The following is a 12040-nucleotide window of genomic DNA, read 5'->3' as shown; positions in this document are numbered from 1 at the left end:
GTATGCGGAAACCAAACCGCAGGAATTTTAATGCTCGGTACACGTTTGGCAACTTCGTAAAGTGGCTCGCCCGTATCTGGAATATCCGAAGGTTTCGTACGCAATGGTGACTCTGGCTCTGATGTCCATTTCAAACCTTCCGGGTTACCTGCAAAATCTCCTTTTTCGAGGTGAGTCATGCGTCCCGAACCAACCCAGTCGCCTTGGTTTTCGGTGTAGAAAATATCACCACTTTTCAATACGCCAAAGCCAGCTGGTGAACGCAAACCCGTTGCCCAGGGTGTCATTTTACCATCTGGCGAAATCTTCAACATCCAACCACGCCATTTTGACAAACTTGCTCCACGACCAATCCAACCTAAGTTTAAGGTATAAATCATGTCGTTATCGGGCAAAACTACTGGTCCGTAAGAATATTCGTGGTAGTTGCCATTCAACGGAAATTTCTGGAAGGCCTCGTATTCATCGGCAATTTCATCGCCGTTTGTGTCTTTCAAAACAGTTACTTCGCCTCGTTGTGTTGCCCAAAGGTTACCGTTGATGTAGCCCAAACCCAATGGCTCGTGCAAGCCCGATGCAAAACGCTTGTAGGTAGGCTTTGTGCCATTTTTCATGTACGGATTTGAAACCAACCAAACATCACCACGACGAGTCGAAACACCTAAACGGCCATCGGGCATTACTGCTAATCCACCAACTTCGAGTTGGACGCCTTCGGGAATTGGCAACGTAACGATGCGGTAGAAATCTTCTTCTACCAAAGGGCGAGTTTGTGCAAATGCCCCCAAACTACCCAAAATGAGCAATAAAACTAATATTTTTTTCATTGTTAATGTCTTTTGCAATTTTTCAAAAATAATATTTTACCAAGAAATCGAATAGTTGATTGTACCTGTGAGCGGCATAATCATTTCTTGTCCTGACTTTGAGCTACGAATAATCGGCTTGGCTTTAGGGTCAACCAAAACATATTGATTATCAACTAAATATCTTCCTTTTTCAATCAAGCTAATTGCTTTTCCTTCGGCCAGTTTGTAATATAAATTCGAGCCACCATTGGCCGAAACACTCACGGCAATACCATCGGCATCAGGGCTAATTTTTTGCGTGATGTTTGCTCCGTTCAACTGGAATTTATAAGTAGGCAGTCCAGAAGCATCTAACGAATATCCTTTGTAAATAAGCTCTTTGTAGGCGTCCAATGAGTCGGGCATTGGGGCATTCAAATCGCTTAAAATTGCTACGGATGGTTTTCCCGAAAACTTTGTACGAACCCCTTTGGCTTCCAATAATTGTGGCTCGCCACGCTCATGGAACATTTCGGTTACATCGGCAAACTCGCCTTTCCACGCATAAAGTAATGCCGCTTGGTCTAAATCATACGAATAATGTTGGCCTTGTGGCGTTCCAATCGAGATAGCATGTACTCGTTTTTTTCCATTAAACATTACGAATGAACGAACCATTTCTACATCGTTTTTTGGTTGAATATCAATCTCTCCAACGGCTTGTGGCGTTGGAAGCGATGTCTCGGCGTGTAAGGCATAAGGTCTGATTTCTGGGCCAGCCGCAAAAAGTCCGAGTTCGGCTTTCCACCAAACCTTTATATATTTTACTTCAATGGCGTGTTTGCCTTTTTTCAAATCCAGATAAGCAATGCGAGGCTTACGATAGCTTTCATCGGTCATTGGTAGTATCTCCTTGCCATCAACCGTTACACTTTCTTTTCCTGCACAATCGGCTATTAGCGAATAATTTCCGTCTTTCTCAACATCAAGGTCACCCTTGAAAACCAACAAATAACGATTGAATCCAACGCCATAATCTTTGGTTAGGTCAGTGGCTTTACCACTATCATTTGGTGTATCTTTTTTCTTGGCAAACTGTTTGTCCCAATCAAATGTTTCGTAGAGTTCGTAGTTTAGATTGCTTAATTTGAGTGGAGTTTCTTTGTTATATTTCAAATACTCTACATTACTAATAGCTATCACGCCCGTCTTGTTTTCAAACACAATCGGACCTTCGTTTTTTCCTTCGGAAGTCAATACATATCCTTGATGAATCACAACATCGTTGAGTGTTACTTTTTCTAGAACAACCGCATTGCCAAACGAAGCCTCCGAAAACGTCAATTCGAGCGTTTGCCAAAGTCCCGTACTACGCCCCGCATTTTGGGCTGGTAGTTTCAAACTCCCATCTTTAGTAATAATTGCACCACTCGGGCGAGTATTGCTCAATAAAATACCGTGTTTGCCTTGTACATAGAAAATGCTTTCACTGTTGAGGCCAAGCATAAAGTCAAATTTGATTTTAGCATCGGCGGTGGTGAGCTTTGAGGTGATTTTTCCGGGGGTATTGGCATACAAAAGTTTATTGCCAGCAGTAATACCCGCCTTTTTCTTGAACGGATTGTCCACTTGTTCTACTTGCTTCCAATTCCCCAATTCCCAGTTATCGATGGGTAGCTTATTCATTGCAAAACCTTGTGCATAGCTTTGCAATGAAGCAACTGAAAGCCATAAACAAGCAAAAAAACGTAGTTTCATAGTCATATTTGTTAGATTTTCAACAAAATTATCCTTTAAGTGTCAACTTAACAATTATTATTAATTAAAGTTTTACTTACAGTCCGAAAAGTGTTTTGTAAATTTGTGGAGAAATGTAAAAGCGAATTTTATAAAACTTATAATAATAGTACAAATTTGATACTTTTTTATAGACTTTAAATAAACTTTAAAAACTAACTTTCAAATAAATTTAGATAAATTCATGTCAAAACCAACTCTCCTTATTTTAGCAGCCGGAATGGGTAGCCGCTATGGCGGTATCAAGCAATTAGATAAATTTGGGCCTAATGGCGAAACAATCATTGATTATTCGTTGCATGATGCCATCAAAGCAGGTTTTGGGAAAATTGTTTTTATTATCAGAGAAGAGCTAAGAGCAGATTTTGAAGAAATATTTGGGCCGAAACTAGCTGGAAAAATAGACTACGATTTTGCGATTCAGGGTGTACAAAAATACGTAGCCCCCGAACTCGGAACCGTAGAACGCACCAAACCGTGGGGAACTGGCCACGCAGTGCTTTGTGCGTGGGAACAAACCAGCACGCCATTTGCGGTTATCAATGCCGATGATTTTTATGGTTACGAAGGTTTCAAAATCATGGCCGATTTCTTGACAAATAATACAGACGAAACTTGCCACGCAATGGTGGGTTATCAAATCAAGAATACATTATCAGAAAATGGTTCGGTTTCGAGAGGAGTTTGTGAAGTGGATGAAAATGGGTATTTGGAAGTTGTAACTGAGCGTACGAAAATTTACCGCCAAGCAGATAACACAATCGTATTTGAAGAAGGCGAAACATTGACAACTTTGCCAGAAAATACGCCAGTTTCGATGAATTTCTGGGGTTTTATGCCAAATGTATTCCCTGTAATCAACGAAATGTTTAAGGAATATTCAGTAAAAAACATCGACTCACCAAAAGCCGAGTTTTATATCCCGACCGTAATGACTTATTTAATTCAGAATGGTTTGGGTAAATGTAAAGTTTTTTCAAATGAGTCAGAGTGGTTTGGTGTAACTTATCCAGAAGACAAGCCAACTGTAATGGAAGCTTTACAGAAATTATCAGGACTTTATTGATCAATGTATAATGGAAAATGGATAATTGAAAATGAATAAGTCTGACAAAAAAACTAATTCTTAATTATCCATTCTCCATTAACAATTATACATTCAAATATGCAAGTTTCTTACCGAAAAGCAACGCTTGATGACCTTGATGAATTGGTGCGTCTCCGTATCGAATTCTTACGAGAAGTTCAACCCGTGGAGACTCACCAATACAGCGAAGAGCAACTGAGCATCTCTTTGCGTGATTATTTATTAAGAGCCATGCAAGCCGATGAATTTGTAGCATGGCTAGCCATTTATGATGCTGAAATTGTGGCTACAAGTGGCTTATGTTTTTTCCAGATTACTCCTGGATTTACGCTAATAGATGGCAAAATTGCTTATATACTTAATATTTATACCATACGTCGATGGAGGGGTAAGGGTGTGGGGAAGACAGTCTTTAATTATATTCTGCAAGAAGCTATTAATCGTGGTTATAAGAGGATTTCGCTACATGCTTCGGACGACGGCCGACCTGTCTATGAAAAATTTGGGTTTCGCCTGACGGGCGATGAGATGGAACTCCGATTGCCTTAGAAAGTAACATCGGCACTCCAGGTATTTGTTTGGTGCTGAAGTGTTGTGGTTATCTCCATAATCTCCAAATAATAATTCGATTGGTAGGTAAGATTCAAATTACTTTTCACCATAAAAATCTTGGCATAATCTTCTTTTTCTTGTTGATCAACCAAAGTATTGATTTCGTGCAATACTTCATCCATCGAATTTAAGGTTGTTTTCGCAGCAGATTTCATTTTTCTTGTTTTCTTTTATTAGAATTGTCTAGTTTTATTTCACTCATAAATCGGTCAGCCTTATCAAAATCTGTGCCACTGTTTGAAGGTTAGTTCTTTTGCTACCGCTGAATAATTTATTATATTTATGTTATAAAATTACAGAGTTTTAAAGAGATATTTTAGTTTAAAATTTAAATTTCTTGGAAAAACTTATTAAAAGGTTACAAATATCGAATTTCTTATCTAATGGTATTTTTTTACATCAAAAACTAAATGATTTTATTAGATAAATTTACCTCAAATGCTTAATATGCAGGTAGATACTCTCCTTTATAAAGCTCTTCATAAGAATTGGTACGATTATTTCTTTAATAAGTTTGGGACATCGTAATGGTCACTCCAACCCCTCCATTAGTGAGAATTCATGCTTTCCTAATAACTAAGTACAAATACTCGTTTGTGGGGGGTGTTGGAAGTGATTTTTTGGGTTACAGTACACTTTTGTCGAATCTATTGAGCGAAATAACTTCCAATTTGATTGAGCAAATTCTCTTCATGATTTTATTTCTGTTCAATAGCTTTTATGAGGAAAGTACAATTTATTAGTGATTTGAATGTTTTCAACAAGTGTTATATCAAAAGGAGTATCTCAAAGGAAAAAGTATGCCTTGAAACTTTGTTTAATAACGCTGATGTCTCACTTAAATTCATATTTTCGATATCAATTATTCTAAGATAAAAATATTCACTCAATAGCAATTGTTAGTAAAAATGGGGTTGATTTCAGTCCCATTTTTCTTTTTATGCTTTTGTAATTCCGACTGTATATACGGCAATGCGTCACCTGTAAGTTTTCCAATGAAATCGTTTTTTTGTTATTTTATTCAAATTTCAATCTATTTGGGTTTTTATAACTACCTATGTATTTGGTCTTTATGAAAGTATGTGTCCGTCTGATAATATTTATGTTTTTTTTGAAAAAATGTTAGATTTCGATTAAAATTTAGGAGTGAGATTCAAACCTTTTGCGTGAATTGAAATATCCTTGTATCTTGCCACATCAATATTTTACTCATATTCTTCGCATGGAATCCATCGTACAGTTTTTTAGTAGTATAGCTTGGTGGGCTTATATTCTTATTTTTTTTGTGATAATTTTTGTAAGAGATGTTCTGCAAAAAAAACATACTATTCGCCATAATTTTCCTATTGTTGGGCACCTCAGATATTTTATTGAAAGTGTAGGACCCGAACTACGACAGTATATCGTAGCAAATAATCGCGAGGAACTGCCTTTCAATCGTCGTCAGCGATCGTGGATCTATGCTTCTTCTAAAAAGGAGAATAATTTTCAAGGTTTTGGTACTGACCAAGATATGCACAGTGCGGGTTATAATTTTATTAAGCCTACTTTATTACCCTTTAAATTGCCCAGTGACCATCCTAATCGTACAAACCCATACATTTGTCCGTCGGCGAAAGTAATCGGAGATTTTCATGGGCGAAAGCAGCCTTATTTACCTAAATCGGTTGTCAATATTTCGGGCATGAGTTATGGGTCGCTTTCTGCCACTGCTGTCGACTCTATGAATAAAGGAGCAGCCAAATTTGGGTGCTATCATAATACGGGTGAAGGTGGGCTTTCGCCATATCATAAAAATGGGGCAGATGTGGTGCTAAATATTGGTACGGCCTATTTCGGAATCAGAGATGATAATGGAAACTTTGTGTTAGAAAAATTAGTGAAACTTTGTCAGGATAATCCTTGCATTAAAATGATAGAGCTCAAACTTTCGCAAGGAGCAAAACCAGGTAAGGGTGGGGTATTGCCAGCATCAAAGCTGACCAAAGAATTGGCTGAAATTCGGCATGTGCCATTGGGTAAAGATGTCATATCACCTGCTTATCACAGTGCGTTTTCTAATATTAAAGAAATGGTTGATTTTATTGAGTTGATGGCCAAAGCCACAGGATTACCAGTAGGAATAAAATCGGCAGTAGGAAAACTTGAAATGTGGGAAGAGTTGGCAGATCTGATGAAAAAAACGAGTAAAGGACCTGATTTTATTACAATCGATGGCGGTGAAGGTGGTACCGGTGCTGCTCCTCCGAGTTTTGCCGACCACGTTTCGCTACCATTTGTTTATGCTTTTTCATCAGTGTACAGAATTTTCCAAAAACGAGAACTAACTGATAAAATTACGTTTATTGGGTCGGGTAAACTCGGTTTACCAGATACTGCCGTGATGGCATTTGCAATGGGGGCTGATGTGATAAATGTAGCACGTGAACCAATGATATCGATTGGTTGTATTCAGGCACAGATCTGCCATACCAATCGTTGTCCGAGTGGTGTGGCTACACAAAATAAATGGCTGCAATCAGGCATTGACCCTACTTTAAAAAGCGAGCGTTTCTATAATTATGTGAAAACTCTGACCAAAGAAATTTTAGAAATCTGTCATGCCTGCGGCTATGAGCATCCAAGTCAATTTATGATGGATGATGTAGATGTGGCAATGGGCGATAATAACCGTACACAGTCGTTGCGGACAACCTATCAATATCAAAAAACGCCTGTTAAATTTGAAGGCTTCAAGAAGCTGCTCGAAAGCCCGTATTTAGGAGGAAGATAACACTATATAATAAGTGTCAAGTCTCAGTTAAGCAGTTTGTAGTTATATAAGGTACTAATTATAAGTAGTTTATCTAAAATATTAATATTGATTGCTTTCGATTATTTACTTTTTGCAAACGGTCCTGAAGATGATTATCAAACAGTATAAGGACTTACAAAAAATGTTTCTTATTAATTAAATAAAAGAGGCTGTCTCAAAAGTTTTTTTCACAAAAGAATATTTGGATAGCATTTGACCGAGCGTCGGCCGCCTCACCCTCTCAATCTCCCTCTCCTCGCAGGAGAGGGAGACTTTTAGCCCTTCTCCTGTGAGGAGAAGGTCGGACCGCCGATGCGGTTGGGATGAGGCGACCGACGCTCGGTGATTTGCTGAATATTATTTAGTTGATTTTACTTTTAAGACAGCCTCTTTTTGTACAAAGCACTGTTGAAAACATTATGTTTTTTGGGATATACTTAAAACAGCAAAAAGGTAATTATTGATTATACTGTATAAAACAGCAAAATTACCCAAATAAGAGTTTGATTATTAGGAATATACATTATCGGTTTTGTGGTATTTCAAGAAAAAAATAGAAAAGCAAGAATCAAGTGGCTCTTGCTTTTACTCTCGTCAAACTGCTGTTGATTATTAAAACCACCATTTAATCAAATGGAAAAAAATGGTGGTTTTAATGTTATGCCTTACACGCATTGATAGCTACTATCACAACAAAGATTGATACAAAGATGAGTTCATCAAGATATTCGTAAAAAATTTTTTTCATGGTCTTTAGGCTTTTTATAACAATGATTCAAATTATCATAGAAAGGTTGAAAAGCACAAAGATTTTTTTAGAAATACACAACACAAACTCTTATCAAAATGGCTTTAGTTGCCTTTTATACGTGAATTTATAAATGCTTTTGTTTACATGGCTATAATCTCTCCGATTATTGTGATACAAATTTCGTAAGACAGCTGCACTTGTACAATACCTCGATTTTGGTATTTTTTCAGAAATCTTATCCGTACTAGTACGGATATTTGTGTGTTATGAAGAATTAATTAGATTAATTTGTGCTCAACAGCATATTTTATCAGACCAACGATGGTCTTTGTGTTGGTTTTTCGGTAGATATTTTTTCGATGAGTTTCGACAGTTCGTTCTGAGATACAAAGTTTGTTGGCAATTTCGGCATTAGATAATTCCTGAGCAATGAGCTTCACTATTTCAATTTCTCGCTCAGTAAGATGATACACCTCTTCTTCGCTTCGGTTCGATAAGCTTCGCAGAATTTCGTTTGATACTTCTCTACTGAAATAAATATTGCCTTGAGAGATTGTCTTAATCGCTTCGATAAGCTCTTCGCGACCAATAGTTTTTATTATGAAACCCGAAATACCCGCATCAATTAAATCATGAACAATTGAGACATCATAGGAAACCGAAAGAGCAAGCACTTTAACGTTTGGAAATCGTTTTTTTACTTTTTGCGTAAGCTCCATGCCTGTCATTTTGGGCATGTAAAGATCAGTAAGTAGGATATCAACCGGGTTATTATTCAGAAAATTTAGGGCGGTATTTCCGTCGGAGCACTTGCCAATTACTTCAAAATCGCCAACACCTTGCAACATAGCTTCTATGCCATCCAGCAATATTTGATGATCGTCGACTATTAAAATTTGTAGCTTATTGCCTGACATTAGTTTAAATCCAATGGAATTTCAATCACTACACTCGTGCCTTTTCCAATTGAAGAATCAAAATTAACATTTCCATTTAGATATTCGACACGAGTAGCGATGTTTTTTAGACCTATGCCATGATTTTCTTTGTTAGTGGTATCAAATCCTCGTCCGTCATCTTCAATGATAAGAATTAGCTCGTTATCATGCCTAACAAGTTCGATACTTACTCTTTTAGCTTCGGCGTGTCTGATTATATTACTGATAATTTCTTGAATGATTCTATAAAGCATTAACTCAATTTTTTCGTTCGAGCGTTCTTTAAAACCAACAATTTGTAGTTGAATATCGAGCTTCCCGAGGGCATTTATCTTGTTTGTAAACTGTTTGAGGGCCGAAGTTAACCCGAATTTTGTAAGCGAGCTTGGCATCATATTATGCGATATTTCTCGGATTTCTTTAATACTATCTTCGAGCAAATCAAGCGAGTTTTGCATTTCAGTTGATTCAATTTTTCGTTGTGAAACGTAATTTCCGAGAGTCATTCGAGCTGCTGCGAGGGTTTGCCCAACACCATCGTGCAGGTCGCGGGCGATGCGTATACGTTCACGTTCTTCGGCTTCCAGAACCGCCTGTGTGCGTTGTTGTTGAATGAGGTTTTTTTCAATTAATAATTTTTCACTCATGTTTTGCATGAGTTTTACTCGATAGGCCAAAAGGCCACTTAGGGCAATGATTTCGATGAAAAATGCAATTACAAAAGAGTCGATTCCTGCTAAATAACTTCCTGGGACAAATTCGTAGGTGCTTAATCCTGAATAGAAAGCTACAAAGAATACAGGTAAATTGGCCAATAAATAATAGGTGGCGTCTTTTTTGAAATGATCGATAAAAATACAATAGAGTGTAGTACAAAAAACGAAAAAAGGAGGTATAGAAAAACCCAGACTAACCAAAAAAGTAATAGGAGTAGTGAAAGTAATGAATAAATAATTATCAAAAACTAAGTTATCTATCAAACTTGCTACAATCAGAACACAAAACGAAATAATAAAAAAACTGCTATACCAATAAAATAACTGGTTGCGGAGCAAGTCCCATCTCAGATAACTTCTGATAAAAACAATGTTTGTTATCAGCATAACCATTGTGGCAATGTGGCGTACTTTATCCCCTTCAACTCCGAAGCCCCCATCGCCATAAACTCGTATAAAATACCCCTGCATCGTATAAATGAAGCCTAGTGCAGCAAGTACATATATACCATAATATAAATATAGTTTTTCGTTGAAAACCAATGATAGAAGCCCTGAAATAATAAAAACAAATAAAAAAATACCCGAAATAAAACCCCAACTGAAGTGGTCGTTGGTAGGATAGTAATAGTCGAAATTATTTTTTTCCCAGATAGAAAGCGGAAAAGATATAGAACCAAAGTTTTTACGAATTTTCAGGTAGTAAAATACTGTTTGTCGGGGCTGTAGTGTAGTCTGAAATATAAAGTCTCGGTGTTTTATTCGACGATTTTGTTGAGGGGTTTTCCAGTTAAGCGATTGATGATCAATTACTTGCTTGTTTTCTACAACATAAAACTCAACCTCATCATAGAGTGATGCATGCAAATGTATAAGCAAATCTTGAATCATATTGGTCGAGTTTTTTAATTCGATTCTAAACCAATATGGTTTCCCTCCTGCCCAGTAAGTAGGAACACTTCCCTTTGCTTTTTGAAATTTATATACTTGTGGAAAAGCCGCGAGTTTTTCGATCGGAATTGCTTCTGTTAGTTCGGGTAAATAATATATCCCGCTTGGCATGTCAAGGCTTCGCCACGTTCCATCATAGTTGATCACTTCTCTCGGATTATCATCCTGTGCTAATAGAGGTAAACTCATTAGCATAAGTAGTGAAGAGAGAAGTTTTAGATTCATGATCAGAGAAGGTGTTACACAGTCTTATGGCTGATATTGGAATTTCAGAGGTAAAATTTCCGAAAGTTTACCTCTGATAAAAAAAGAATCAATAAAAGAAAATATACGAAACAATGATGGCCGTAATAACCCCAGCTAAATCGGCCAATAGTCCAGCTACGAGTGTATAACGCGTATTTTTAATATTTACTGATCCGAAGTAAAGTGCTAAAACATATAAAATAGTATCTGAGCAAGCTTGAAATACACACGACAAACGCCCGACGAATGAATCAGCCCCGAATGTTTTCATTGAGTCAATCATCATGGCTCGTGAGCCACTGCCACTAAGCGGGTGCATAAGAGCCGTAGGAAGTGCATCCGTAAAATCTGTATTCATACCAGTTAGGCTAAAAAACCATTTTAAGGCATCAACAATATAGGTCAATGCCCCTGAATTGCGGAATGCTCCAATTGCTACCAGCAAACCTACTAAGTAAGGAATCACTTTCACCGATGTTTCAAAGCCAAGCTTGGCACCTTCAATAAAAGCAGGGAAAATATTAACTTTTTTATAAATAGCTCCACCAATAAAACCCACTATAAACACAAACAAAATCATGTTACTCACAACCTTCGATGTAACCTCAATTTCTTCCTTCGGTAAACGAGAAAAATACCAAAGTACAAATCCAATGAAGCCAGTAAGCCCCAAAAGCCAAGAGAGCAGAGTTTTATCAAAAAAATTGATGCGTTGTTTGATACCCACAAAGAGCATTCCTGTCAATGTTGCCACATAAACCGAAATCAGAGCAGGAATAAAGATATCGGCTGGATCAGCTGCATTATAAATGGCTCGTTGGGCCATAATACTGAGCGGAATAAGTACGGGCCCTGCACTGTGCAGCACCATAAACATAATTTGGGCATTAGATGCGGTGTCTTTACTTGGGTTGAGCTCTTGTAGGCTTTGCATTGCACTCAAGCCAAACGGAGTAGCGGCATTATCAAGGCCAAGCATATTGGCCGAAAAATTCATGATCATTTGTCCGTTGGCTGGGTGATCTTTGGGAACTTCAGGAAAAAGTTTGCTAAAAAACGGAGCGATGATTCTTGCCATTCTACGAATCACACCTGCTTCTTCTCCTATTTTTAGAATTCCTAAGAAAAAAGTCATAACACCAGCCAAAGGCAGGGCAATGTCCATGACAGCAACTTTTGAGGAATCGAACATTCCCTCAATAATTATTTTAAAAATCTCAGTATCACCCATAAATATGAGTTTGAATAATGCAACCACAAATGCAATAAGAAAAAATGCTACCCAAATATAGTTTAATGCCATAAATTTGACGGTTTAAGTTTAGATTTGTGGCTAATTTAATGATAAACCACGGTTTTT

At 37.4% G+C, this 12040-nt stretch carries 8 protein-coding genes and 1 pseudogene; 3 read left to right on the top strand and 6 right to left on the bottom strand.

What is annotated here, in order from left to right; all coding sequences use genetic code 11:
• Both ACOVO2_RS13065 and ACOVO2_RS13060 read right to left on the bottom strand, forming a co-directional pair.
• Positions 1-827 (bottom strand): annotated as a pseudogene (locus tag ACOVO2_RS13065) (auracyanin family protein); the annotation flags it as partial.
• A 36-nt stretch (positions 828-863) separates the two neighbouring features.
• Entirely contained in the window at positions 864-2546 is a 1683-nt protein-coding gene (locus tag ACOVO2_RS13060) for a hypothetical protein (protein WP_421770405.1), read from the bottom strand.
• A gap of 223 nt (positions 2547-2769) precedes the next feature.
• On the opposite strand from ACOVO2_RS13060, the gene ACOVO2_RS13055 reads away from it, so the two are divergent.
• The gene (locus ACOVO2_RS13055) at positions 2770-3651 is read left to right on the top strand and encodes a nucleotidyltransferase family protein (protein WP_421770404.1); all 882 of its coding nucleotides are present in this window, start codon (positions 2770-2772) and stop codon (positions 3649-3651) included.
• Positions 3652-3750: 99 nt separating this feature from the next.
• Positions 3751-4221, top strand: a complete 471-nt coding sequence (locus ACOVO2_RS13050; protein ID WP_421770403.1) for a GNAT family N-acetyltransferase — start codon at positions 3751-3753, stop codon at positions 4219-4221.
• On the opposite strand, the gene ACOVO2_RS13045 is transcribed toward ACOVO2_RS13050, so the two are convergent.
• Positions 4218-4439, bottom strand: coding sequence for a hypothetical protein (locus tag ACOVO2_RS13045; RefSeq protein WP_421770402.1), 222 nt, complete (start codon positions 4437-4439; stop codon positions 4218-4220). The genes ACOVO2_RS13050 and ACOVO2_RS13045 overlap by 4 nt on opposite strands.
• Before the next feature lie 1067 nt (positions 4440-5506).
• Here ACOVO2_RS13045 and ACOVO2_RS13040 point away from each other — a divergent pair.
• The gene (locus ACOVO2_RS13040; protein ID WP_421770406.1) at positions 5507-7057 is read left to right on the top strand and encodes an FMN-binding glutamate synthase family protein; all 1551 of its coding nucleotides are present in this window, start codon (positions 5507-5509) and stop codon (positions 7055-7057) included.
• Between the two features lie 1050 nt (positions 7058-8107).
• Here the strand turns inward: ACOVO2_RS13040 and ACOVO2_RS13035 are convergent.
• The 3 genes from ACOVO2_RS13035 to ACOVO2_RS13025 all read right to left on the bottom strand — a co-directional run bounded on the left by ACOVO2_RS13035 (position 8108) and on the right by ACOVO2_RS13025 (position 11983).
• Positions 8108-8746 (bottom strand): response regulator, encoded by a 639-nt coding sequence (locus ACOVO2_RS13035; protein WP_421770401.1) that lies wholly within the window; start codon positions 8744-8746, stop codon positions 8108-8110.
• Positions 8746-10659, bottom strand: coding sequence for a sensor histidine kinase (locus ACOVO2_RS13030; protein ID WP_421770400.1), 1914 nt, complete (start codon positions 10657-10659; stop codon positions 8746-8748). Before ACOVO2_RS13030 ends, ACOVO2_RS13035 begins: the two co-directional genes overlap by 1 nt.
• Positions 10660-10747: 88 nt before the next feature.
• The gene (locus ACOVO2_RS13025) at positions 10748-11983 is read right to left on the bottom strand and encodes a nucleoside recognition domain-containing protein (RefSeq protein WP_421770399.1); all 1236 of its coding nucleotides are present in this window, start codon (positions 11981-11983) and stop codon (positions 10748-10750) included.
• Positions 11984-12040: the final 57 nt, after the last annotated feature.

Source organism: Emticicia sp. (genome assembly GCF_049241225.1).
Classification (GTDB): Bacteria; Bacteroidota; Bacteroidia; order Cytophagales; family Spirosomataceae; genus Emticicia.
The sequence above is the reverse complement of the archived record's forward strand: the minus strand, read 5'-3'. Positions and strand labels throughout refer to the sequence as shown.